The sequence below is a fragment of the Martelella mangrovi genome (assembly GCF_040545495.1).
Classification (GTDB): Bacteria; Pseudomonadota; Alphaproteobacteria; order Rhizobiales; family Rhizobiaceae; genus Martelella; species Martelella mangrovi.
On sequence record NZ_JBEPLY010000001.1, the window covers coordinates 1 to 22412 of the forward strand.

23 protein-coding genes are annotated in these 22412 nt (G+C 62.6%); 18 read left to right on the plus strand and 5 right to left on the minus strand.

The genetic code is table 11. The features are described from left to right. Positions 1–561: 561 nt before the first annotated feature. Positions 562–3000 carry an ATP-dependent helicase HrpB gene (gene hrpB, locus ABID12_RS00005; protein WP_354432589.1) on the plus strand — a complete coding sequence of 813 codons (2439 nt, stop codon included), beginning with the start codon at positions 562–564 and terminating at the stop codon, positions 2998–3000. Between the two features lie 60 nt (positions 3001–3060). Next, complete coding sequence (locus ABID12_RS00010) at positions 3061–4368, plus strand: ActS/PrrB/RegB family redox-sensitive histidine kinase (protein WP_354432590.1); 1308 nt, start codon at positions 3061–3063, stop codon at positions 4366–4368. On the opposite strand, the gene ABID12_RS00015 is transcribed toward ABID12_RS00010, so the two are convergent. Both ABID12_RS00015 and ABID12_RS00020 read right to left on the minus strand, forming a co-directional pair. Continuing rightward, positions 4359–5624 (minus strand): MFS transporter, encoded by a 1266-nt coding sequence (locus ABID12_RS00015; protein WP_354432591.1) that lies wholly within the window; start codon positions 5622–5624, stop codon positions 4359–4361. The genes ABID12_RS00010 and ABID12_RS00015 overlap by 10 nt on opposite strands. A 245-nt stretch (positions 5625–5869) precedes the next feature. Continuing rightward, positions 5870–6991, minus strand: coding sequence for a cytochrome C (locus ABID12_RS00020; RefSeq protein WP_354432592.1), 1122 nt, complete (start codon positions 6989–6991; stop codon positions 5870–5872). Between the two features lie 232 nt (positions 6992–7223). On the opposite strand from ABID12_RS00020, the gene ABID12_RS00025 reads away from it, so the two are divergent. The 10 genes from ABID12_RS00025 to ABID12_RS00070 all read left to right on the plus strand — a co-directional run bounded on the left by ABID12_RS00025 (position 7224) and on the right by ABID12_RS00070 (position 14894). Then, complete coding sequence (locus ABID12_RS00025; protein WP_354432593.1) at positions 7224–8444, plus strand: Na(+)-translocating NADH-quinone reductase subunit A; 1221 nt, start codon at positions 7224–7226, stop codon at positions 8442–8444. Further along, complete coding sequence (locus tag ABID12_RS00030; RefSeq protein WP_354432594.1) at positions 8441–9217, plus strand: RnfABCDGE type electron transport complex subunit D; 777 nt, start codon at positions 8441–8443, stop codon at positions 9215–9217. Before ABID12_RS00025 ends, ABID12_RS00030 begins: the two co-directional genes overlap by 4 nt. Continuing rightward, a complete protein-coding gene (locus ABID12_RS00035; protein WP_354432595.1) occupies positions 9210–10010 on the plus strand; it encodes an FMN-binding protein in 801 nt (266 codons plus the stop codon). Before ABID12_RS00030 ends, ABID12_RS00035 begins: the two co-directional genes overlap by 8 nt. 1 nt (position 10011) lies before the next feature. Continuing rightward, the gene (locus ABID12_RS00040; RefSeq protein ID WP_106309410.1) at positions 10012–10674 is read left to right on the plus strand and encodes an NADH:ubiquinone reductase (Na(+)-transporting) subunit D; all 663 of its coding nucleotides are present in this window, start codon (positions 10012–10014) and stop codon (positions 10672–10674) included. Then, a complete protein-coding gene (nqrE, locus tag ABID12_RS00045; protein WP_106309511.1) occupies positions 10674–11285 on the plus strand; it encodes an NADH:ubiquinone reductase (Na(+)-transporting) subunit E in 612 nt (203 codons plus the stop codon). The genes ABID12_RS00040 and nqrE overlap by 1 nt, the downstream gene beginning before the upstream one ends. Next, positions 11282–12508: an NADH:ubiquinone reductase (Na(+)-transporting) subunit F gene (gene nqrF, locus ABID12_RS00050; RefSeq protein WP_106309408.1), complete on the plus strand. Its 1227-nt coding sequence runs from the start codon at positions 11282–11284 to the stop codon at positions 12506–12508. The genes nqrE and nqrF overlap by 4 nt, the downstream gene beginning before the upstream one ends. 3 nt (positions 12509–12511) lie before the next feature. Further along, positions 12512–13528, plus strand: a complete 1017-nt coding sequence (locus tag ABID12_RS00055) for an FAD:protein FMN transferase (protein WP_354432596.1) — start codon at positions 12512–12514, stop codon at positions 13526–13528. 22 nt (positions 13529–13550) lie between these two features. Then, a complete protein-coding gene (gene nqrM, locus ABID12_RS00060; RefSeq protein ID WP_354432597.1) occupies positions 13551–13718 on the plus strand; it encodes a (Na+)-NQR maturation NqrM in 168 nt (55 codons plus the stop codon). Further along, positions 13715–14107 carry a CBS domain-containing protein gene (locus ABID12_RS00065; RefSeq protein WP_106309402.1) on the plus strand — a complete coding sequence of 131 codons (393 nt, stop codon included), beginning with the start codon at positions 13715–13717 and terminating at the stop codon, positions 14105–14107. Before nqrM ends, ABID12_RS00065 begins: the two co-directional genes overlap by 4 nt. Positions 14108–14312: 205 nt before the next feature. Beyond that, a complete protein-coding gene (locus ABID12_RS00070; protein ID WP_435528143.1) occupies positions 14313–14894 on the plus strand; it encodes an ActR/PrrA/RegA family redox response regulator transcription factor in 582 nt (193 codons plus the stop codon). 12 nt (positions 14895–14906) lie between these two features. Here ABID12_RS00070 and ABID12_RS00075 read toward each other — a convergent pair whose 3' ends face one another. Further along, positions 14907–15404: an MmcB family DNA repair protein gene (locus ABID12_RS00075; RefSeq protein WP_106309399.1), complete on the minus strand. Its 498-nt coding sequence runs from the start codon at positions 15402–15404 to the stop codon at positions 14907–14909. 167 nt (positions 15405–15571) lie between these two features. Here ABID12_RS00075 and ABID12_RS00080 point away from each other — a divergent pair, with 167 nt between their 5' ends. The 6 genes from ABID12_RS00080 to coaBC all read left to right on the plus strand — a co-directional run bounded on the left by ABID12_RS00080 (position 15572) and on the right by coaBC (position 21124). Further along, complete coding sequence (locus tag ABID12_RS00080) at positions 15572–16216, plus strand: L,D-transpeptidase (RefSeq protein ID WP_106309396.1); 645 nt, start codon at positions 15572–15574, stop codon at positions 16214–16216. 168 nt (positions 16217–16384) lie between these two features. Then, on the plus strand, positions 16385–17479 hold the full coding sequence (gene nspC, locus ABID12_RS00085) for a carboxynorspermidine decarboxylase (protein WP_354432598.1): 1095 nt from the start codon (positions 16385–16387) through the stop codon (positions 17477–17479). A gap of 97 nt (positions 17480–17576) precedes the next feature. Continuing rightward, positions 17577–18821 carry a saccharopine dehydrogenase family protein gene (locus ABID12_RS00090; RefSeq protein WP_354432599.1) on the plus strand — a complete coding sequence of 415 codons (1245 nt, stop codon included), beginning with the start codon at positions 17577–17579 and terminating at the stop codon, positions 18819–18821. Between the two features lie 131 nt (positions 18822–18952). Then, complete coding sequence (locus ABID12_RS00095; RefSeq protein WP_354432600.1) at positions 18953–19264, plus strand: type II toxin-antitoxin system HigB family toxin; 312 nt, start codon at positions 18953–18955, stop codon at positions 19262–19264. Between the two features lies 1 nt (position 19265). Continuing rightward, on the plus strand, positions 19266–19637 hold the full coding sequence (locus ABID12_RS00100; RefSeq protein ID WP_354432601.1) for a helix-turn-helix domain-containing protein: 372 nt from the start codon (positions 19266–19268) through the stop codon (positions 19635–19637). Between the two features lie 287 nt (positions 19638–19924). Further along, the gene (coaBC, locus tag ABID12_RS00105) at positions 19925–21124 is read left to right on the plus strand and encodes a bifunctional phosphopantothenoylcysteine decarboxylase/phosphopantothenate--cysteine ligase CoaBC (RefSeq protein ID WP_354432602.1); all 1200 of its coding nucleotides are present in this window, start codon (positions 19925–19927) and stop codon (positions 21122–21124) included. Here coaBC and ABID12_RS00110 read toward each other — a convergent pair whose 3' ends face one another. Next, positions 21125–21460 carry a chaperone modulator CbpM gene (locus tag ABID12_RS00110; protein ID WP_354432603.1) on the minus strand — a complete coding sequence of 112 codons (336 nt, stop codon included), beginning with the start codon at positions 21458–21460 and terminating at the stop codon, positions 21125–21127. It abuts the gene before it with no gap. Next, positions 21457–22395 (minus strand): DnaJ C-terminal domain-containing protein, encoded by a 939-nt coding sequence (locus tag ABID12_RS00115; RefSeq protein ID WP_354432604.1) that lies wholly within the window; start codon positions 22393–22395, stop codon positions 21457–21459. Before ABID12_RS00115 ends, ABID12_RS00110 begins: the two co-directional genes overlap by 4 nt. Between the last annotated feature and the right edge of the window lie 17 nt (positions 22396–22412).

The window sequence follows — 22412 nt, forward strand, 5'->3', positions numbered from 1 at the left end:
CGCTTCTTAAGTCTCTTTGGTAAGCCCGAAAGCTCACCGACAAAGCCGCTCGCCACGTTTCTCTTTCTTCATTATAAAATTGTCCAAATAACCGACGGAAAATTCCCGTCACAAATCCTCTCTCGGCTAATCTCTTAAAGTTCAGCCTGACCCAGCATTCCAGCCTGTCGGAAGATTTTTTCGAACCGTAGGCACCGCCTCAGCGCCGCCCCGTCGTTCGGTGAGGCGGCTTATAGACCCCATTTCCGCAAACCGTCAACTCCCAACCCCAAAAAAAATGACATTTTTGTTAAGTATCTGGTTTTGTTGACGAAAATTACGAACACACTCAAAGACAAACGTTAATGTCCGTTAAGCATTTCGGGGCGCATAATGATAAGGCAGATACGGCTCTTGCCTGTTTTTTAACCGCCTCTTTCAACCTCCCTTGAATGGCTGTTTTGCCGCCTTGAACCGTGCTGATACCGCCTTTGCTGATAGGTCGCTTTTACTTTAATCAATGCGCAAACGAATTTTTCGGAGTTGAAAACTTTGAAAGACCCCATGCGAGAGCGGACGAAGATGCTTCCGGTGAACGACGTCCTGTCACCACTGGAACAGGCGCTCAATGAAAACGGTCGGGCCGTGCTTGCCGCCCCACCCGGCGCGGGCAAGACCACGCTGGTGCCGCTTCATCTGCTTCAATGCGGCCTCGCGGGCGCGGGCAGGATCATCATGCTGGAGCCGCGCCGCCTTGCCGCACGCGCGGCGGCCTTCCGCATGGCTTCCCTTCTCGGTGAAAAGCCGGGAGAAACCATCGGCTATCGCATGCGGCTTGATACCAGGGTCTCGGCGAAAACCCGCATCGAAGTGGTGACCGAGGGGGTCTTTGCCCGCATGGCGCTGGACGATCCGGAGCTTTCCGGCATCGCGGTGGTCATCTTCGACGAGTTTCACGAACGCTCGCTCGATGCCGATTTCGGCCTGGCGCTGGCGCTCGATATTCGCGACGGCCTGCGCGAAGACCTGAAGCTTCTGGTGATGTCGGCAACGCTGGACACGGCAAAGGTGGCAAGCCTTCTGGACGACGCGCCGGTAATCGAAAGCGCGGGCCGCGCCTATCCCGTCGAGCATCGCTATCAGCCGCGCCCGCCGCGCTCACGCATCGAGGACGATGTCGTCGCCGCGACCCTTGCCATGCTCGACAGCGAAGAGGGCTCGATCCTAGTTTTCCTGCCGGGACAGGCCGAAATCCGCCGCACGGCGGAACGGCTCGCCGCAACGCTTGATGAGACCGTCTCCATTGCGCCGCTTTACGGCAATCTGTCGCGGGCCGAACAGGATGCGGCCATCGCGCCTGCGCCGGAGGGCCGCCGCAAGGTGGTGCTGGCAACGGCGATCGCCGAAACCTCGATCACGATCGACGGCGTACGCATTGTGATCGACAGCGGGCTGCAGCGCCTGCCGGTCTTCGAGCCGGCAACCGGCATCACCCGGCTGGAGACCGTGAAGGTCTCAAGGGCTGCGGCAGACCAGCGTGCGGGCCGTGCCGGGCGAACCGCACCGGGGATTGCGCTGCGTCTCTGGCATGAGGGGCAGACCGCCGCACTTCCGGCCTTCAGCCCGCCGGAAATCCTGTCGTCCGATCTTTCCGGACTTGCGCTTGACCTTGCGCATTGGGGTGTCACCGATCCCGCGCAGCTTTCCTTTGCCGATCAGCCGCCCGGGCCGGCCTATGTTGAAGCGACGAAACTGCTGGGCGCGCTCGGCGCGCTGGATGCGGCGGGGCGGCTGACGGAAACCGGCGAACTGATGCGCGCCATCCCCCTGCCGCCGCGTCTTGCCGCCATGGTCATCAACGCAGCGGAAGCCGGCAACGCCTTTGAGGCGGCCGAACTCGCCGTACTCCTGAGCGAACAGGGGCTTGGCGGCAACAGCCTCGATCTTTCGGAGCGCTTGCGGCGTTTCCGCCATGAGAAAACCCCGCGCGCAGAGGCCGCACGTGGCCTTGCCGGACGGATCGCCAAAACGACCGGCGGCGGCAGAAGCGGCGAACCCTTCGATCCCGGCGCGGCCCTGATCCATGCCTTTCCCGACCGGATTGCCATGGCGCGCGGCGGCCGGGGCCGCTATCTGATGGCAAACGGGCGCGGCGCGGAGCTGGCCGAAGACGATCCCCTGGCGGCCCATGATTTCCTGGTCATCGCCGATCTGACGGGCGCGGCCGCGCGCGGGCGCATCCTTGCTGCCTGCCCTGTCTCACGTGAAACAATCCTTAAAGCGCGTGCCGACGCAATTGTGACCCGCGAGGAATGCCGCTTCGACCGACAGAGCCTTTCGGTGCGGACGCGCAGCGTGACCCGGCTTGACGCGCTGGTGCTGGCCGAACGGCCCGGCAGCAAGCCCGCCGGGGAAAAAGCCGCCGAAGCCCTTGCCGAAGGATTGCGCACGCACGGGCTTGAACTCCTCACCCTCCCGAAGGACGCGGCACATCTTGTCGAGCGCATCGGCTTCCTTCACCGCAAGCTCGGAGCGCCATGGCCGGATGTCTCGCAAGAGGGGCTGCTGCAAAGCCTCGATATCTGGTTCACGCCTTTTCAGGGCAATGTCGCAGCACTTTCGGCGATCAGCCCGAAAAGCCTGACCCAGGGCCTGCAGGCGCTGCTGCCTTATCCGCTTGCCACCGACCTCGACCGGCTGGCGCCGACGCATTTTACCGCCCCCACCGGCGACCGCGTGCCGATCCGCTATGATGGCGACGAGCCGGTGCTTTCCATTCGCGTGCAGATGCTCTACGGGCTGAAGAGCCATCCGAAGATTGCGGGAAGCGTGCCGCTGCTGCTGGAGTTGACGTCACCGGCGGGACGGCCGATCCAGACGACGCGGGACCTTGCCGGTTTCTGGGCGGGATCGTGGAAGGATGTGCGTGCCGACATGCGCGGGTGCTACCCCAAACATGTCTGGCCGGAGGACCCCGCCAATGCGGAAGCGACACGGCGCGCAAAACCGCGTGGAACATGAGACGATGACGCCATCATTCAACGGTTTGCGCCGCTGCCACGGACGAAGGGAGATTTCGCAATGAAAGCACCGGTCCCGGAAATGGTCGGACAGGAACGTCGCGGCAGCCTGCGCCTGCAGACGCTGGTGCGGCTCAGATGGCTGGCGGTCGCCGGACAGGCCGCAACCGCACTGACGGTTGCCTACGGGCTTGATTTTCCGATGCCGCTGTTTCCCGTTCTGGCGCTGATTTTAGCCCTGGCGCTCGGCAATCTGGTCCTGAGCCTGCATTTCCCGGCGACCCAGCGGGTTTCCCCGCGCATCGCCTTTTCGCTGATCGGCTTCGACCTTCTGCAGCTTACCGCGCTGCTTTATCTGACGGGCGGGCTTGCCAATCCGTTTGCGCCGCTGATCTGCGTGCCGGTGATCATCTCCTTTGCCGCATTGCCGCTGCATTATGCCTTTGCGCTTCTGGCCTTTGCGGTTTCCGGCGTTTCGGCGCTGGCGCTCAGCCCGTTTCCCCTGCCCTGGCACGAGGGGATTATTCTGGAGATCGAGCCGATCCTGAAATTCGGCATCTGGATCGCCATTATCTCGATGCTGGGTTTTGCGGCCTTTTATGCCCAGCGCATCACCCTTGAGGCTCAGCAGATTTCCGATGCACTGGCGGCCACCGAACTGGTGCTGCAACGCGAACAGCATCTTTCCCAGCTCGACGGGTTGGCGGCCGCCGCCGCACATGAACTCGGCACCCCGCTTGCCACGATTTCGGTGGTGGCCAAGGAGATGGCGCGCGCGCTTTCCGATGATCCCAACCATGGCGAGGATGTGCAGCTACTGGTCAGCCAGAGCCAGCGCTGCCGTGAAATTCTCGGCCGCCTGACCTCGCTTTCCAATGAGGACGAGGCGCATATGCGCCGCCTGCCGCTGACCTCGCTGATCGAGGAGGTCGCGGCGCCGCACCGGCCGTTCATTGCCGAAATGGAAATCAGGGTTTCAGGCGAAACCAGCGGCGAGCCGGTGGGAACTCGCAATCCCGGCATCATCTACGGGCTTGGCAATATCGTCGAAAACGCCGTCGAGCATGCCCGCCGCAAGGTCACGATCGACGCGCGTTACAGCGAAACACAGGTGACGATCACGGTCACCGATGACGGCGAAGGCTATACGCCGGATATCCTGCCGCGCATCGGCGATCCCTTCGTCTCCGACCGGCCGAAAGACCCGGCCAACAGCCGCGCCGGCGGGCTTGGCCTCGGCCTGTTCATTGCCAAGACCCTGCTGGAGCGCTCCGGCGCGCATCTGACATTCGAAAATGCCGGCGGCGCGCGCATCACCGTCTCGTGGCCGCGCTGGCGGATGGAAACCGAAACAGCCGATCAGAGCTGAGACTTCTGCGCCGGGATCACCTGTGTGAGGAAGATCGCAACCGTGGCAAGGGCCGCAAACAAGGCCAGCAGGAAGCCCGGCGCAACCGTGATGCCGGTCTGCTGGATGATGAAGGTTGCCAGCAACGGCGTCAGCCCGCCGACAATGGCAAAGCCGATATTGTAGACGAAGGCGACACCGGTATAACGCACATCGGTCGGGAAGATCGCCGTCAGCAGCACCGGGCCGACACCCCAGGCAAAGGCGCCGATCAGCGAAATCACGATCATGGCCGGCATCAGCGACGTGACCCCTTCATGTATCCAGACATAGACAGGGATCGCCGCGATCGCCAGCAGCAAGGACGCGACAAAGGCCGGAACCTTGATGCCGACGAAATCGGAAATGGCCCCGGCAACGGGCATGGGCAGCGAAAACACGACGATGCCGATGAGCACGGCGCTGGCCACCTGATCGGGGTCATAGTGCAGGAAATCGGTCAGATAGCTGTTCATGTAGAGGTAAAGCAGAGGCACGGCGGCAGCCCCGAGCCCGGTGATGAACAGGCCCAGCCAGACGGCGCGGGCATTATCGCGGAACAGGGCGGCCAGTGGCACCTTGTGAGCCGAGGCTTCCATTTCGGCAAAGGCCGGGCTTTCGGCAAGGCGCGCGCGCAGCACAAAACCGGCAATGGCCACCAGACCGCCGATGAAAAAGCCGATGCGCCAGCCATAGGACAGAACGGCCGCATCGCTCAACAGGTGCTCGATCGCCCATTGCACGGCCTGGGCGGCCAGCATGCCGACATTGATGATCATGAACAGGAAGCCGCAGGCAAGGCCGCGCCGCTTCGGCATGGTTTCGGTGATCAGCGTCATCGCGCCGGGAATTTCCCCGCCAAGACACAGCCCCTGCACCATGCGCAGCACGACCAGCGCGACAGTTGCCGCAATGCCCCAGGTGGCATAGCCGGGCATGAAGGCGATCAGGAAGGTGGCGCCGGCCATGCCGGCGATCGAGACGCGCAGCATCAGCTTGCGGCCATGCCTGTCGCCGAAATGGGAAAACAGGATGCCGCCAAGCGGGCGCACCAGATAACCGGCGGCAAAGACGGCGAACGCGGCCAGAAGGCGGGTCGCCGCCGCTTCGGAAGGAAAGAAGGTCTTGCCGATCTGCGAGGCGAAGGAGGCGTAGATCACGAAATCATAGAATTCCAGACCGCCGCCCATACTGCCCAGAAACAGCGCCCGATTGCGCTCGCCGGCTGTTACCGCCATATGCCTTCCTCCGAAAATTGCATCGAAAAAGACGTTGGCCGAATGACCGGCGAAAGGCAAGCCTGCAATTATCTCAGGAGAATTGCCGATATCGACGGCACCCTCCTACCCTCTCCTGTCGTGCCTTCACGAATGCCGCGCTGACGTGCAGCGGCGGGACCGGCATGAAGTGTCCGGCCCGCCGACCAGCAACAGAATGTCCCGCCGGGCGAGAGGCCCGGCGAGAAGCAGAAATCCGAAGATACCTAGCGCTGGATCCCCAGCTCGCTGACATCGACCTCAAGCGGGCCGGAAAGGTCCTCGATCGAATCGTAGAGCAGTTCCAGCACATATTGCGGATTATGCGCGAAGGCACCGGGGTCGGCCGTCACGAATTTCCAGTTATAGGCCGCCTTCAGGCTGCGCGGCGTCCAGGCATTATAGTTTACAGAGCGCCCGTCGACCTGATCACCGCGACCGTCCTGATCCGCATCAACGAAGAAATAGGGATAATGCGGCTCAAACACGATCGGCGTGCCGGCGACATTGGCGGCATAATCCTGAAGCATCTCCATCAGCAGCGCCGCATTGTTGGCGACATCGGAGCGGATGCCCTTGGAAAGATCGCCGCTGCCGTCATAGCTCACGCGCGAAATCCGGATTTCGTCGACATTTCCGGTCTCGTGACAGGTCAGACAGGTCTGTTCGGCGACCGTCAGCGTGTGCGGATTGTGACAGGAAACGCAGTCGGCCACCGGACGGGCATGGAAGAACCGGCCCGAATAGGTCTTGTCGGGATATTCGAAGCCGCCCGCACCGACAGCGCCGAGACGCACGGCACCGGCCAGCGCATAATGCGGATTGACGAAACCGATTTCGGGATCCGGCGTATCCTCGGCCTTGTCGCCGACGGCATTCGACACGCTCACCCCGGCCTCACGACCGGAGTGACAGGTGAGACAGGCCGCCTCGACACCGGGTTTGACGGGGTGCTCGACACCGCTGGGCAGGGTGATCGCGGTGATTTCGGCAAGGCCGGGATTGTGGCAGGTCTCGCAGTCGACAACACCGCCGACCGGCACGGCCGCCGCCACACCGGGCTCGCTGCCATCCAGCCCGTGAAAGGCGCGGAAGCCCGCGCCGGAGTGACAGGTGGAACAGCTTGCGGGCACCTCGCCCTCGCCATCCCAGTGCGTAAAGGCTTCAGCCGAGGCATCGGCATGCGCCGAACGCGCCCAGGCCTCGATCATGGTCTGCTGCGGTATCGAAATCTGGTCCGGTCTGAACGGCCCGGACTGCGGCATCACAAAAAGCTCCAGCGCATCAACAGCCGCTTCGCCTTCATCGTTGTCCTGCGCCGAAACAGTATCAGAATTGACAAATGTCAAACTCGCCGCAATAATGGCGACGAAAATTGAAGAAAATCGCTTCACTTCTGAAGACATGGCTTTTCACCCCCGCTGAAAATTCATAGTCTGCGTTTTAAGTATGCTAATCAATTCGGCCCGTTCCGGCAAATCAAATGTCGGATAGACCGTAGGGTTTCATGCGGAAAGTCTCAGGAGTGTTTTGTTGGACCGCCTATTTTCTTCCGGTTTGTCCGTACCGACCGGCCCTTCATTGCCAGACGATCATGTTGCCGACACGCTTCTCACCGAGGAAGCGGCGCTGACGCCTGCTTTCGGGGAAGAACTCCGGGTTGTGCCGCTGGTCGAGGTTGACGCCCTGGTCGCGCAAGGTCAGCCATTGCTTTCGCTGCGCGGTGCGCCGGACGTTAGGCTCGTCGCCCCGATGGCGGCCCGCGTGGCGGCCATCGAGCTCAATCCCGGCCGTCGGCTGATCCAGATGCTGCTGTTTCGCGAGAACGGCGGCGGACGGCATCAATTTGCCACCGAAGGGGCCGGCAATGACGCTGCCGCCCTGCGCGCGCTGATGCAGGACGCCGGTCTCTGGCGCCTCTGTCGCAGCAGGCCTTTCGGGCATATGCCCGGCCTTGCCGAGACCCCGACCGCAATTTTCGTGATGGCCGCCGATTCACGGCCCGCCGCCCCCGACCCGAAAACAGCGCTTGCCGGACGCGAGGAGGCGCTGGCGCGCGGCCTTGCCGCGCTCAACCTTCTGGCCGAAGACGCCGTTTTCCTGTGCGAGACCAAGGGCAAGACGCTCGACCTTGCCGATACCGGCACGGTGCGCCGCATTACCTGCGGCAAGCTGCACCCGCAGGGACTTGCCGGCATCCAGATCCACCATCACGCACCGGCCGAAGTCGAGGCGCGCGTCTGGGATATCCATGCCGAGGATGTCGCCGATCTCGGCGATCTTCTGGCCACCGGCCTTCTGTCCGAAACCCGTCTTGTCACCGTCACCGGTTCGGCCATGCGCGAGCCGCGCCTGTTGCGCTGTCAGCCCGGTGCGGACCTGCGCGGCCTCTGTCACGGCTATGTGCGGCCGGGTCCCTATCAGGTGCTCGCCGGTTCCGTGCTCGACGGCAGGCCCGCGCACTGGCTGGGTCCGCGCGACCGGCAGGCCAGCGTGGTGACCCGCGGGTCCGGCAGGCGGCGCGGCCACTGGTTTTCCGCCGCACTGACACGCGCTTCCCGGCCGTTGCCGATCATTCCGACGGCAGCCCTTTCCCAGTCGTTCGGCGGTGATATTCCCGCCGCGGCACTGATGCGCGCGCTTTCGGCCGGCGATCAGGAAGCCGCGGCCCGCCTTGGCGCCCTGTCGCTGCTGGAGGAGGATCTCGCGCTGGTCGATTACGTCACATCCTCCGAACCATCGCTTGCCGCACAATTGCGCGGGCTGCTGAATGCCATTGAACAAGAGGAGGCGCCGGCATGAATCACGGCTTGTGGGACCGCGAAACTGTCGCCCTGCTTCTTCTGATCTCGGTCATGCCGCTGGCGCTGACCTGGTTGTGGTATGGCGGGCTGGACGCTATTGGCCTTTTGCTGCTGGCGCTGATCATTTCCGGCCTGTGGCATGTCATCTTCATGCTGGCACGCGCCCAGCCGCCATCCTTTGCCGGCGCGCTGACGGCGCTTGCGATCGCCATGCTGGCGCCCGAGGATCTCAGCATCATTCAACTGGTCCTCGGCATCAGCTTCGGTTCGGTCATGGCGGAACTCGTGTTCGGCGGCTGGGGACGCAATGTGCTGAACCCTGCCACTGTAACACTGGCCTTTCTCGGCTTCGGTTTCGTGACCGCGCCCTGGCCGGAACTGCCGCTGCCGCTGGCCTGGGCGGCCATCCCGGCTGCCCTGCTCGGCGCGCTGACCGGGGTGATGCCCGCACGGGTGATTGCCGGCGCGGTGATCGTCATCGGCGGCGCCCGGCTGGCGGGTGTGCCGATTGAACCGATATTGCCGGCCGTCGCCGTGGTTCTCGTCCTGCTGGTTGCCGATCCCGTTGCCAGCGCCTCGACCCGGCTCGGCGGCTGGCTCAACGGCGCCTTTTTCGGCGCATTGATAATCCTGTTCACGCTCGGCTGGCAAAGCGCCGCCCCCTTGCAGATGGCGGTGTCGGCAGCGCTTTTGACCTCGCTTGCCGCCCCGTTGCTGGACGAAGCCGCAATTTCCGTGTGGCTTGCCCAAAGGAGAAGACGTCATGGCTGACATGAACCCCATCTCGGCATGGCGCCGGTTCCTCGCACTGCCGAATGAAAACCGGACCAAGACCGTCATTGTCGCCTTTCTTGTATCAGCCGTCTGTGCGCTTCTGGTGAGCGGGGCGACCGTCGTGCTGCGGCCAATCCAGGCGGCAAACCGCGCGGCGGAAGAACAGGCCCGGCTGGAAGCGCTGGTTGCCGGCATTCCCGGCATGACCGAATTGCTGGAACAGTCCGGCGGTTCGCTTTCGACCGTGGTGATCAACCTGCCCGAGGGCGCGGCCGCACAGGACGTGACGCCCGAAACACTTGCCACCGCGCTGGACGACGCGGCCAACTGGACCACGCTTTCGCCCGGAGAGGACACGGCGGGTCTCGGCCGGCGGCCGGATTATGCCCAGATCTATCTGCTGCGCGGTGAAAACGGTGACATCTCGCTGGCGCTGCTGCCGATCAGCGGTGCGGGCTATCAGGCGCCGATCGACGCCATCCTGGCGCTGCGCGGCGACATGAACACCATCGCCGGCCTTGCCATCACCAACCAGGCGGAAACGCCCGGCCTTGGCGGGCGCATCGAGGAGCCGGCCTGGCTGGCGCAGTTCCCCGGCACCGAACTGGCCGACGCCACGGGCGATGTGCGCTTTGCCGTCGCCAAGGGGGCCGCCGGCAATGAATACGAGGTCGATGGCATCACCGGCGCCACAAACACCGGCAACGCATTCACCAAGATCATGCGGTTCTGGGGCGGGCCGGAAGGTTATGGCCCGCTGATCGACGCCGTCCAGCGCGGGGAGTTCTGATATGGCGGATCGCACCAAACTCTGGTCGACGCTGACGGAGCCGCTCGTCCAGCAAAATCCGGTGACGCTGCAGATCCTCGGCATCTGTTCGGCGCTGGCGGTAACCACCTCGGTGGCGACCGCGCTGACCATGTCCGCCTCGCTGACCACGGTGCTGGTGCTGTCGTCCATGCTTGTCAGCCTGATCCGCCGCCATATTCCCGATTCCATCCGGCTGATCGTGCAGATCGTCATCGTCGCCTCGCTGGTGGTGGTCATCGACCAGATCCTGCAAGCCTATCTCTTCGATATCAGCCGCAAGCTCTCGGTGTTCGTCAGCCTGATCACCACCAACTGCCTGGTGCTGGGGCGGACCGAATCCTATGCGCGCTCCAACCCGCCGCTGCCCTCCATGGTCGACGCGCTCGGCAACGGGCTCGGCTATTCGCTGGTGCTGATCATCATCGGATCGGCGCGCGAACTGTTCGGCGCCGGCAAGCTGATGGGATATCAGGTCTTTCCCGTGGTCGCCGATGGCGGCTGGTTCACGCCGCTCAACCTGATGCTGCTCGCCCCGAGCGCCTTCTTCATGCTCGGCGGGCTGGTCTGGGCTATTCGCTCCGTCCTGCCGGAACAGGCCGAGCCGTCCGAATTCAACCCGCCGGAAACAGAGGAGGCCAGATGATGAGTGACCTCTGGTCCCTGTTTCTCAGCGCAGCCTTCGTTGAAAATGCGCCGCTGACGCTGTTTCTCGGTCTGTGTACGTTTCTGGCGCTGTCGCGGCGCACCGGCTCGGCCATCGGCCTGGGCATCGCCGTGACCGCGGTTCTGGGCGTCACCGTGCCGCTCAACCAGCTGATCTATCACGCCCTTCTGGCGCCGGGTGCATGGGCCTGGGCCGGCATGCCGGATGTCGACCTTTCCTACCTGAAGCTGATCTCGTTCATCGGCGTTATCGCCGCGACGGTGCAGCTTGTGGAAATGGTGCTCGACCGGTTCTTCCCGGCCATCTACTCTTCCTTCGGCGTCTTTCTGCCGCTTTTGACGGTGCATTGCGCCATTCTCGCTGGCAGCCTGTTCATGGTCGACCGCGATTACAGTGTCGGTGAATCGGCGGTCTTCGGCATCGGTCTCGGTTTCGGTTTCGGCGTTGCCGTGGTTCTGCTCGGCGCGATCCGGGCACGCCTTTCCTATGCCGACCTGCCGCAGGGGCTGCGCGGGCTCGGCATTACCTTCACACTGGCCGGAATGATGTCACTCGGCTTTTCGGCATTTGCGCAAATGGTGACGCCATGAACGAGATCGCTGTTGGAGCCATTGTCATTATCGGCCTCGTCCTGGTGCTGACGCTGGCGCTGCTGATCACCCGCGCGCGCCTGATCCCTGCCGAAGCGCTGATGGTCAAGGTCAACGATACGATGGAAATCGAGGCCAATCGCGGCGACCGCCTGCTCGGTGTGCTGCATGGCGCCGGTATCGGCATTCCCGCCGCCTGCGGCGGTTCGGGCACATGCGGACTGTGCCGCGTGCAGGTGGAAGGCGAAGGCGCGGGCGAAGCGCAGGCCACCGAACGCGGCGTGCTTTCGGCCGCCGAACGCAAGGCCCATATGCGCCTTGCCTGCCAGACCGCGCTTCGAGGCCCCTGCTCGGTGACCGTGCCGCAGGATTTCGTCGGGGCGACCGGCTTTACCTGCCGCGTGGTTTCCAACGAGATGAAGGCGCCGCTGATCCGCGAACTGGTGCTGCAACTGCCCGAAGGCCAGCCGTTTGATTTCGTTGCCGGCGGTTTCATGCAGTTGACCGCACCCGCATACGGACTTGATTTCCGCGATATCGACATCGACCCGCCGTTTCGCGAGCCCTGGCGGGTCTCCGGCTGGTCGGACATGACCTCCTACGCCGAAAAATCCGTCACCCGCGCCTATTCGATTGCCTGCCGGCCGGAAGATGCCAGACAGGAACGCGCCGTCTTCAATATCCGCCTCGCCGCGCCGCCGCCCGGGCGCGAACAGGAAATTCCGCCGGGCATCGTCTCCTCCTGGCTGTTCGCCCTGAAACCGGGCGATGAAGTCGAGGCCTCCGGGCCGTTCGGCGAATTCGAGGTGCAGCCGACAGAGCGCGAAATGGTATTCATCGGCGGCGGCGTCGGCATGGCGCCGCTTCGCGCCATGATCCACGACCAGATCGGCAAGAACACCCAACGGCGGATGCGCTATTTCTACGGCGCGCGTTCGGTCGCCGACCTGTTCTATGTCGAGGAATTCGAGAAGATCGCCGCCGAACACGACAATTTCTCCTGGACACCGGCGCTTTCCGATCCCGCACCGGGCGATCGCTGGACGGGGGCAAGCGGCTTCATCCACGATGTGGTGCGCGCGGAACTCTCCCGCCATCCCGCACCGGAAGACTGTGAATATTACATGTGCGGACCGCCGGTGATGATTTCGGCGGTGATCTCCACCCTGCACCGGCTCGGTGTCGAGTCGAAGTCCATCTTCTACGACGATTTCGGAGTCTGACCCATGAACGCACGCCAAACCTTTCTGACCCGCCGCCGCGTTCTCGCACTTTCCGGAACGGCTTTTCTGGCCGCTGCCGGCGCCCGTGCAAAAACCCCGGCGATCGTGCGATCAGCGCCTGCGACGCAACAGATCACCGGTGAGGCCTTTGCCACGACATGGCGGGTGACGGTTCCCGATAGCGGCAGGCCGGAAGCACTGCGGGGCGACATCGAGGCTCTGCTTGCCGGCATCGACCGGATGATGTCGCCCTGGCGGACCGATAGCGAGATCAGCGCGTTCAACGCGGCCGGCGCCGGTGGCCGGCCGGTCTCCGCCGAAACCGCTTTCGTGGCTGACGCGGCACTCGATATCGCAATCCGCAGCGACGGCTGGTTCGACCCGAGCGTCGGCCCGCTGGTGGCGCGTTTCGGCTTCGGGCCAATTACGGGAGAAACCGCCGAAGAGGGCGCACCGCCACTGTGGCATGCGCTCGCCGTTGACGGCAATCGCCTCGAAAAGACCCAGGGCGGCGTGACCATGGACCTCTGCGGCATTGCCAAGGGGCGCGCGCTCGACCTGATGGCCGAACGCCTTCTGGATGCCGGCCATACGGATTTCCTGATCGACCTCGGCGGCGAGCTTGTCGCCCGCGGAAACCATCCCGCCGGCCGGCCATGGCAGGTCGCCGTCGAAGACCCGCGCCTGAAGGCAACCGGCGGCGCCGGCGTGCTGAAACTTGCCGATGGCGCCGTTGCCACCTCGGGTCTTCGCGCGCAAAGCTATACGCTGTCCGGCCACAGCTACAGCCACATCATCGATCCGCGCCATGCCGTTCCGGTCGAGGGCGCCATCGCATCGGTTTCGGTGCTCGCCCCCGACGCGATGACGGCCGATGGCTGGGCAACGGCACTGACGGCTGCCGGCGGCAACGGTCCGGCGCTTGCGCGCAACCGCGCGATTTCCGCCCTTTTCCTGTTTCACGACGGTGAGGGCCTGCGACGTGAAACCACGGGCGGTTTCAGCCGTTTTCTGCTATAGTGTTCCAGAGAGGAGTACTGACATGGAAATCCTGATGGCAATTGCGATCGTGCTTCTGGGCATGGGCGGCCTGGCTGTCGGCCTTCTTGTCGGACGCGGTCCGCTCAAGGGCTCGTGCGGCGGCATGGCCTGCATGAAGGAAGCGGCCTGCGAGGGCTGCCCGAACCGTGGGCAGAGGCCGGCGAAATGACGGACACGATCGCCGAGATCACCAAGACCGAGACGCTGACCGTCACCCCGGAAACGCCGATCCGGCGCGCCGTGGCGTTGCTGGTCGAAAGCAAGGCGGCCGCCGCCCCGGTTGTCGATGACAGCGGCATGCTTTGCGGCATCCTCACCCAGAAGGACTGTTTCAACCCGGCGCTTCAGGCAAGCTATTATCAGGAATGGAAAGGCACGGTGGCCGACTATATGAGCCACAACGCCGTCAGCCTGCCGGCCAGTGCCGATCTGGTCACCGCCGCCGAAGCCTTCATTGCCCATCCGCACCGGGTGTTTCCCGTGGTCGACGGCAACCGGCTGGTCGGCCTGTTGCGCCGCTCCGATGTGCTCTCCGCCCTCGTGCGGCTCAGCGGTTAAAACGCTTCGACCATGTCCCTGAGCGGCAGGCATCCGGCCCTGCCGCAACATTTCCGCCTGCTTTCGAAAACACCGCCGGCGGCCTGCCTGCCTGTCACTCCCCGTGGGTCTTTTAGGGTTTACCCCCCGGCTTTCGGGAGTCATAAGCATCTGATACCATTGGAGCGCGGTCATTTGCCGCGGGAAGATTTCAGGCATGGCAGATATGGACGACACGCAAATACCGGGTATCGGGCGGGATGAAACAGCGGGCGGTTCCAGCGGCGAAATGAGCCTGCTGATCGTTGACGATGACACGCCCTTTCTGCGCCGTATCGCCCGGGCCATGGAAACGCGCGGCTTTTCGATCGACACTGCCGGCACCGTTGCCGAAGGGGTGGAAAGCGCCAGGGCGCGGCCTCCGAAATATGCGGTCGTCGATCTAAGGCTGGAAGACGGCAGCGGCCTTGATGTGATCGCCGCCATTCGCGAGGCCCGAGAAGATACCCGCATCGTGGTACTGACCGGCTATGGCAATATCGCCACGGCCGTGACCGCCGTGAAGCTCGGCGCGCTCGACTATCTGGCAAAACCGGCTGATGCCGACGATATCGTTCACGCGCTGACCCAGGCGCCGGGCGAAAAGGTCGACCCGCCGGAAAATCCGATGTCGGCCGACCGGGTGCGCTGGGAACACATCCAGCGGGTCTACGAGATGTGCGACCGCAATGTTTCGGAAACCGCACGCCGCCTCAACATGCACCGCCGCACCCTGCAGCGGATCCTCGCCAAGCGCGCGCCGCGCTGACAATCCGGTCGTTCAGAACGTAATCCCCTCCGCCTCGAGCCGTTCCAGCACCAGTTCCGCCGCTGTCAGCCGCTCGGCGGCATTACGGGCAAAAGCGAGTGTCAGCAGTTTGCGGCGCGCCGGCGCCAGCTTGTGTTCGGGCGCCGGCCTGATGATTTCCGCACCGTAGCGATCAGCCAGCAACAGCCCGCAATCCTCGGGAAAGATATCCAGCGGCACATCGGCATGGGTGGCGAAGAACAGCCGGTCGCAATAATCGCGATATTGCGGCCATTTGCGGTCGACACGGAAATCCTCGATCGATGACTTGATCTCGATGATCCATATCTCGCCCTTTTCGGTCAGACAGATGAGATCGGCGCGCCGTCCGTTCCTGAGCGTCATCTCGCTGATCGCGGCATTGCGCATGTGCTTCATCAGGTGCTGGACGCCCCGCCGCACCAGCATGGCGCGCTCGGACTGACGCCCGTCGGCCGTCGGGTTTTTCGCGTGAAGGTCGACAATCGCCATGGAACCTCCTTCCGATCGATGCATTTTCACAACAGCGCATGGCCCCTGAAGGGCCATTCACGGGACTTCACATCACTTGCGCTTGTCATGCAATGAAATGTTAACCATAAGCTTCTATCAGCTAACCATTATCATTTTTCGGTTCAATCGTCGTCACGAGTCAGCCTATGCACATCAGAACACTTCTTCTTGCACTCTCCTTAACAGGTCTGCTTGCCGTTGCCGGCTGCACCACGACCGACGGCATGTCTTCGGGCAGAATGGCGCCGGTTTCCGCCTATGCAGCCACCAATGACGAGGGCATCGACCTGCCGCGGGTGCCGATCACGGATGTGGACGAGAAGTACCGCCGCCAGATCGTTGACTACGAAACCGATCAGGCACCGGGCACAATCGTCGTCGATACCAAGGAACGGCTGCTCTACTACGTGCTCGAAGACGGCAAGGCCGTGCGCTACGGCATCGGCGTCGGCCGCGACGGTTTCCGCTGGTCCGGCGAGGCTTATATCGGCCGCCGCGCCGAATGGCCGACCTGGCATCCGCCGTCAGCCATGATCAAGCGTCAGCCCGAGCTGAAGGAATTTGCCGGCGGCATGGAACCCGGCATCATGAACCCGCTCGGCGCCCGCGCACTTTACCTTTACCGCAACGGCAATGACACCATGTACCGCATCCACGGCAACCCCAACTGGACGTCGATCGGCCAGGCTGTGTCTTCCGGCTGCATCCGCATGATCAACCAGGACATTATCGACCTTTACGCCCGCGTCGATCCCGATACCCGCACCAAGGTGGTCGTGCTTCCCGGCTGAGGTCGTGTGAAACGCAATATTCGAAAGGCGGCTTCTGTTCGGGGCCGCCTTTTTCATTTCCGCCGGCGATTTGTCGGGCCTCAAGCTTGATTTTGACGGTTCGTTCGATAGATAAGGCCCAAACCCCGAAGCGGCATGACCTTTCGCCGCAACCCGAAAGGCCCGGCTATGCAGACCCCCTATTATCTGATCGACAGATCCCGCCTGCAGGCGAACCTCGACAAGATCGCCTGGCTGCGGCAAGCCTCCGGCGCAAAGGCGCTGCTGGCGCTCAAATGTTTCGCCACATGGTCGGTCTTCGACCAGATGCGCGACTATATGGACGGCACCACCTCGTCCTCGCTTTACGAGGTCAAGCTCGGCTTCGAGAAATTCGGCGGCGAGACCCATGCCTATTCGGTGGCCTATGCCGAAAACGAAATCGAAGACGTGCTCGCAAACTGCGACAAGATCATCTTCAATTCCATCGGCCAGCTGACCCGTTTCGAAAGCCAGTCAGCAGACAAGATCCGGGGCCTGCGCGTCAATCCGCAAGTCTCGACCTCGGATTTCGACCTCGCCGACCCGGCCCGGCCGTTCTCGCGCCTCGGCGAGCATGATCCGGAAAAGATCGAAGCCGTGCTCGACAGGGTTTCCGGTTTCATGTTTCACAACAATTGTGAAAACGAGGATTTCGACCGTTTCGACGAGATGCTCGGCGTAATCGAGGCACGCTTCGGCCACCTGATTGCGCGCCTCGACTGGGTCAGCCTTGGCGGCGGCATCCATTTCACCGGCGAAAACTATCCGCTGGAAAAGCTGGCCGAACGGCTGAAGGGCTTTGCCGAAAAATACGGCGTTCAGGTCTATCTGGAACCGGGCGAGGCCGCGATTACCGGGGCTGCGACGCTGGAGGTCACCGTGCTCGACACGCTTTACAACGGCAAGGACCTGGCGATTGTCGACAGCTCGATCGAGGCGCATATGCTCGACCTGCTGATCTATCGCGAACCGGCAAAACTTTCGCCAGACGAAGGCCCGCACAAGGTGATGATCTGTGGCAAGTCCTGCCTGGCAGGTGACATTTTCGGCGAGTTTTCCTTTGCCGAACCGCTGAAACCCGGCGACCGTCTGTCCATTGAAAATGCCGCCGGCTACACCATGGTCAAGAAGAACTGGTTCAACGGCGTGAAAATGCCGGCCATTGCCATTCGCGAGAAAGACGGCACAATCCGCACCGTGCGCGAATTCGGCTATGCGGATTATGTATCGAGCCTTTCATGAAGGCGTCACACGCGCGCGCAAGGATTTGCGCCGCACCTGATTTCACTGGCCCCTCGGCCGGACACAACGGATTTGAAAAACCGGAGGCGTTGTCCTGATGAAGAAGAATGTCCTGATCATAGGCGCCGGCGGCGTCGCCCAGGTGGTGGCGCATAAATGCGCCCAGAACAACGACGTGCTCGGCGACATCCACATCGCCTCGCGCACCAAGGCGAAATGCGATGCGATCATCGAGAGCGTTCTTGAAAAGCAGGCGATGAAGCAGGACGGCGTTCTGCTCGCCCACCAGCTCGACGCCCTCGACATCCCGTCAACCGTGGCGCTGATCAACCAGACCGGCGTCGAGATCGTCATCAATGTCGGCACCGCCTTCCTCAACATGTCGGTGCTGGAAGCCTGCCTTGAAACGGGCGCGGCCTATATCGACACCGCCATCCACGAAGAGCCCGACAAGATCTGCGAAACCCCGCCGTGGTATGCAAACTACGAATGGAAGCGCAAGGAACGCTGCGCTGAAAAGGGCGTGACCGCCATTCTCGGCGCGGGCTTCGATCCGGGCGTCGTCAATGCCTATGCCCGCCTTGCCAAGGACGATTATGTCGACGACATCACCGATATCGACATCGTCGACATCAATGCCGGCAGCCACGGCAAGTATTTCGCCACCAATTTCGACCCGGAAATCAATTTCCGCGAGTTCACCGGCACGGTCTACGCCTGGCAGAACAATGAGTGGACGACCAACAAGATGTTCGAGGTCGGCCACGAATTCGACCTGCCGGTTGTCGGCAAGCAGAAGGCCTATATGTCCGGCCATGACGAGGTCCACTCGCTGTCGAAGAACATGGGCTCGCCCAATGTCCGCTTCTGGATGGGGTTCGGCGACCACTACATCAACGTCTTCACCGTGCTCAAAAGCCTCGGCCTTCTCTCCGAACAGCCGGTGATGACGGCGGAAGGTCAGGAAGTGGTGCCGCTGAAGGTGGTCAAGGCCGTGCTGCCCGACCCCTCCTCGCTTGCGCCCAACTACACCGGCAAGACCTGCATCGGTGATTTCGTCAAGGGCACGAAGGACGGCAAGCCGGCCGAAGTGTTCATCTACAATGTCTCCGACCACAAGGAGGCCTATAACGAAGTCGGCTCGCAGGGCATTTCCTTTACCGCCGGCGTGCCCCCGGTCGCCGCCGCCATCCTGGTCGCCTCCGGCGAGTGGGATGTGAAGACCATGGCCAATGTCGAGGAACTGCCGCCCAAGCCCTTCCTCCACATCCTCAACCACATCGGCCTGCCGACGCGCGTGAAGGATGAAAACGGCGACCGCGCGCTCGATTTTTCGAAGTAACGCCGACCGCCACAAGCCCCCAAACGACGAAAACCCCGCTGGCGCACGCTGCGGGGTTTTTCTGTGCCTGCAGAAATGTCATTGACTTCTGCCCGGATCAGCACCACCATTCCCAGAACGGGAACTTTGACATGCGGATAATCAAGACCCTGCATTTGCATGATTATGCACGGGAACATCCCGACGCTGCCGCCGCAATTGAAAACTGGATCATGACGGTCCGGCGCGCTGAATGGCGCAGATTACAGGACGTCAGCGATGCTTTCAGCAAGGTCAAGCTGCTCGGGGCAGACCGCGCACGCTTCGAGATTGCAGGAGGAGACTACCGCCTGATCGCTGCTTTTGATTTCCATCGTCAGGCCGTATTCATCAAGTTCATTGGCACGCATGCCGAATATGACAGGATTGATGCTCACAGGATCGCGCAATTTCGACGAGGATGATATGGAACCGAAAATCATCAAAACCGAAGACCAGTATGAAGCCGCGCTTGTGGAGATCGAACGCCTTTGGGGTGCGGATGACGATACGCCTGAAGGAGACAGGCTCGATCTGCTGATATTGCTGGTAGGAGATTATGAAGCCCGCAACACGGTTCCTCTCAATGTCGATCCGATCGATCTGCTGAAAGCAAATATGGAAGCCGCCGGTCGCACACAGGCCGATCTGGCAGAACTGATCGGATCGAAATCACGGGCCTCGGAAATTCTCAACCGGAAACGTTCACTGACCAAGGAACAGATCCACACGATCAGTACGCACTGGAACATTCCCGCCGACCTGCTGATCAAACCCTACGCGCTTGCCGCCGCCTGACGGACAAGGACGGCTCTCTCTCCAGCGTCACCCTCGGGCTTGACCCGAGGGTCTAACCACGTCTCGGCGCGACAGGAAAATCTGGATGGATATCAAATAAAACAATCCTTTATAATATATCAGCCCCGCGCGCTTGGCTGCGTGATTGGATCCTCGGGTCAAGCCCGAGAATGACGCCCGTAAAGTGGATAGCATTGTCGGTCGCCCGATCCCGCAGTCGCACACTGCGGGGTTTTTCTTTGTCCGCATCGTGCTAAAACCGTTGCAACGAAACGGGCGGGCTTATCATGTCGCTGAAAGACAAACGCATTCTTCTGATCATCGCCGGCGGTATCGCGGCCTATAAGAGCCTCGATCTGATCCGGCGGCTGAAGGAGCGCGGCGCGCGGGTGACGCCGGTGATGACGGTGGCGGCGACCGAATTCGTCACCCCGCTGGCCGTCGGCGCGCTGTCCGGCGGGCATGTGTTTACCGATCTGTTTTCCCGCACCGAGGAACAGGATGTCGGCCATATCCGCCTTGCGCGCGAAAACGACCTGATCGTCGTTGCGCCGGCGACCGCCAATCTGATCGCGAAAGCGGCCAATGGCCTTGCAGACGATCTCGCAAGCGCCGTGCTTCTGGCGCGCGACTGCCCGCTGCTGCTGGCGCCCGCGATGAACCCGAAAATGTGGGGCGCGGCGCCGACGCGGCGCAATCTTGCGACCCTTGTCGCCGACGGCGTCATGACCATTGGCCCGATGGCCGGCGAAATGGCCGAAAGCGGCGAGGCCGGCACCGGCCGTATGGCAGAACCGATGGAAATTGTCGCCGCCATCGAAGCGGTGTTCGATGAAAGGCCGAAGCCGCTTGCCGGAAAGCGCGCCGTCATCACCTCCGGCCCGACCCATGAGGCCATCGATCCGGTGCGCTATATTGCCAACCGTTCCTCCGGCCGCCAGGGCCACGCCATTGCCGCAGCCCTCGCGAAACTGGGAGCCGATGTGACGCTGGTTTCCGGCCCGGTGGCGATTGCCGATCCTGAAGGCGTCAGCACCGTGCATGTGGAAAGCGCGCGCGACATGCTGGCCGCCGTCGAGGCCGCCCTTCCCGCCGATATCGCCGTCATGGTCGCTGCCGTTTCCGACTGGCGGGCAACGGATTCCACCGTGCAGAAGATGAAGAAAAAGCCCGGCGAGGCACCGCTCCCGCTTCAACTGACGGAAAACCCCGACATTCTGAAAACCATCGGCCATCATGCGCAGCGCCCGCATCTCGTTATCGGCTTTGCCGCCGAAACGCAGGATGTCGCGACCTATGCCGCCGACAAGCTGACCCGCAAGGGCGCCGACCTGATCGTCGCAAATGATGTTTCGAAAGACGGCGTCATGGGCGGCAGCCGCAATCAGGTCATGCTGGTAACACAGGAAACAACCGAAGTCTGGCCCGACATGGACAAGACGCATGTGGCCGACAAACTGGCAAACTGGATTGCCGGGCGGCTCTGATCAGGCCCCTGCCCGATCCCGCAAGCGCGCAATCACCGCCTCGCGGACATCCTCACCTTCGGCATTGAGCGCTTCATCAAGGGCGCGCATGCGCCGGCGCAGCGTGCTGAGCTCATCCATAAGCCCCAGAATGACCGGAACCGCGTCGTCATTGACCTCCAGATCCTCGGTCAGTTCGACAATGAATTGCAGCCGGGCCAGATCGGTTTCGTCAAAGGCCGGGCCGCGTTCGCCCTCACGCGGCTTGACCCATGCGCGGGTGACGCAGATTTCCAGCCGCTCGGCGCTCAACCGGCCGATCCGTTCCAGCACTTGCGTTTTCGTCATGATGATCATCGCCGGCCTCCTTTCCAGCCCGCGCGTGGATCGTAGCCATGCTCGCTTCGCCATGCCCTGAGCGCTTCCTCAAGGGCGGGATCGGGCTCCGGCGGCAATACGATCTTCAGGGTGACCAGCATGTCGCCGGCCCCGCCGCCCGGTTTCGGTGCGCCCTTGCCCTTCAGCCGCATCACCCGGCCGGAACTGGAATTGGCCGGGACCTTCAGATTGACCCGACCGCCGATCGTCGGCACCGAGACGGTGGCGCCAATCACGGCCTCGTCCACGCCGACCGGCAATTCGAGCGCGATATCGTCGCCATCGCGGGTAAAGACGGCATCGGGCAGCACCTCGACGCGCACATAGGCGTCACCCGCCGGACCGCCATTGACGCCCGGCTCGCCCTTTCCGGCAAGTCTCAACGTCTTGCCGTCCTCGATGCCGGCGGGAATCGTCAGCGCGATACGCCCGCCTTCGGGAAGACCAACGGTCTTCTTGGCGCCGGAAAGCGCCTCGATGAGGCTGACCTGAAGATGAAAGTGCCGATCCTGACCGCGCATCCGCATCGAACTCCGTCTTTGCCCTGCGCCGTCCCCGGCCCGGCCGCCGAAGGCGCGGGCGAAGAATTCGCCGAGATCGTCAAACCCGCCTTCGAATTCGTAGCGCGCGCTCGGATCGGCCTCGGCATGGGCGCGATAATATTGTCGCTCCGGCCGCTCCTGCTGGTTGATGTCGATCTCGCCGGCGTCGAACCGACGGCGTTTTTCCGGGTCGCTCAAAAGGTCGTAGGCCGCCGTCACCTGGCTGAACTGTTCCGCCTTGGCGGCGTCACCAGGGTTGAGGTCGGGATGAAGTTTCTTGGCAAGTTGCCGATAGGCCTTCTTGATCTCGTCCTGAGAGGCCGTTTTGGCAACGCCGAGCAATTGATAGGGGTCTTGTTGTTGCTGCACCATGATTGTGACCTTGATCA

Excerpts from the sequence above, each read along its gene's own strand:
- ABID12_RS00055 (WP_354432596.1), top strand. The coding sequence starts at position 12,512 with ATGAACGCACGCCAAACCTTTCTGACCCGCCGCCGCGTTCTCGCACTT.
- nspC (WP_354432598.1), top strand. The coding sequence starts at position 16,385 with ATGCAGACCCCCTATTATCTGATCGACAGATCCCGCCTGCAGGCGAAC.
- ABID12_RS00040 (WP_106309410.1), top strand. The coding sequence starts at position 10,012 with ATGGCGGATCGCACCAAACTCTGGTCGACGCTGACGGAGCCGCTCGTC.
- ABID12_RS00065 (WP_106309402.1), top strand. The coding sequence starts at position 13,715 with ATGACGGACACGATCGCCGAGATCACCAAGACCGAGACGCTGACCGTC.
- ABID12_RS00100 (WP_354432601.1), top strand. The coding sequence starts at position 19,266 with ATGGAACCGAAAATCATCAAAACCGAAGACCAGTATGAAGCCGCGCTT.
- ABID12_RS00095 (WP_354432600.1), top strand. The coding sequence starts at position 18,953 with ATGCGGATAATCAAGACCCTGCATTTGCATGATTATGCACGGGAACAT.
- nqrE (WP_106309511.1), top strand. The coding sequence starts at position 10,674 with ATGAGTGACCTCTGGTCCCTGTTTCTCAGCGCAGCCTTCGTTGAAAAT.
- ABID12_RS00080 (WP_106309396.1), top strand. The coding sequence starts at position 15,572 with ATGCACATCAGAACACTTCTTCTTGCACTCTCCTTAACAGGTCTGCTT.
- ABID12_RS00110 (WP_354432603.1), bottom strand. The coding sequence starts at position 21,460 with ATGATCATCATGACGAAAACGCAAGTGCTGGAACGGATCGGCCGGTTG.
- ABID12_RS00010 (WP_354432590.1), top strand. The coding sequence starts at position 3,061 with ATGAAAGCACCGGTCCCGGAAATGGTCGGACAGGAACGTCGCGGCAGC.
- ABID12_RS00035 (WP_354432595.1), top strand. The coding sequence starts at position 9,210 with ATGGCTGACATGAACCCCATCTCGGCATGGCGCCGGTTCCTCGCACTG.
- coaBC (WP_354432602.1), top strand. The coding sequence starts at position 19,925 with ATGTCGCTGAAAGACAAACGCATTCTTCTGATCATCGCCGGCGGTATC.
- ABID12_RS00075 (WP_106309399.1), bottom strand. The coding sequence starts at position 15,404 with ATGGCGATTGTCGACCTTCACGCGAAAAACCCGACGGCCGACGGGCGT.
- ABID12_RS00015 (WP_354432591.1), bottom strand. The coding sequence starts at position 5,624 with ATGGCGGTAACAGCCGGCGAGCGCAATCGGGCGCTGTTTCTGGGCAGT.
- ABID12_RS00070 (WP_435528143.1), top strand. The coding sequence starts at position 14,313 with ATGGACGACACGCAAATACCGGGTATCGGGCGGGATGAAACAGCGGGC.
- ABID12_RS00115 (WP_354432604.1), bottom strand. The coding sequence starts at position 22,395 with ATGGTGCAGCAACAACAAGACCCCTATCAATTGCTCGGCGTTGCCAAA.
- ABID12_RS00030 (WP_354432594.1), top strand. The coding sequence starts at position 8,441 with ATGAATCACGGCTTGTGGGACCGCGAAACTGTCGCCCTGCTTCTTCTG.
- nqrM (WP_354432597.1), top strand. The coding sequence starts at position 13,551 with ATGGAAATCCTGATGGCAATTGCGATCGTGCTTCTGGGCATGGGCGGC.
- nqrF (WP_106309408.1), top strand. The coding sequence starts at position 11,282 with ATGAACGAGATCGCTGTTGGAGCCATTGTCATTATCGGCCTCGTCCTG.
- ABID12_RS00090 (WP_354432599.1), top strand. The coding sequence starts at position 17,577 with ATGAAGAAGAATGTCCTGATCATAGGCGCCGGCGGCGTCGCCCAGGTG.
- hrpB (WP_354432589.1), top strand. The coding sequence starts at position 562 with ATGCTTCCGGTGAACGACGTCCTGTCACCACTGGAACAGGCGCTCAAT.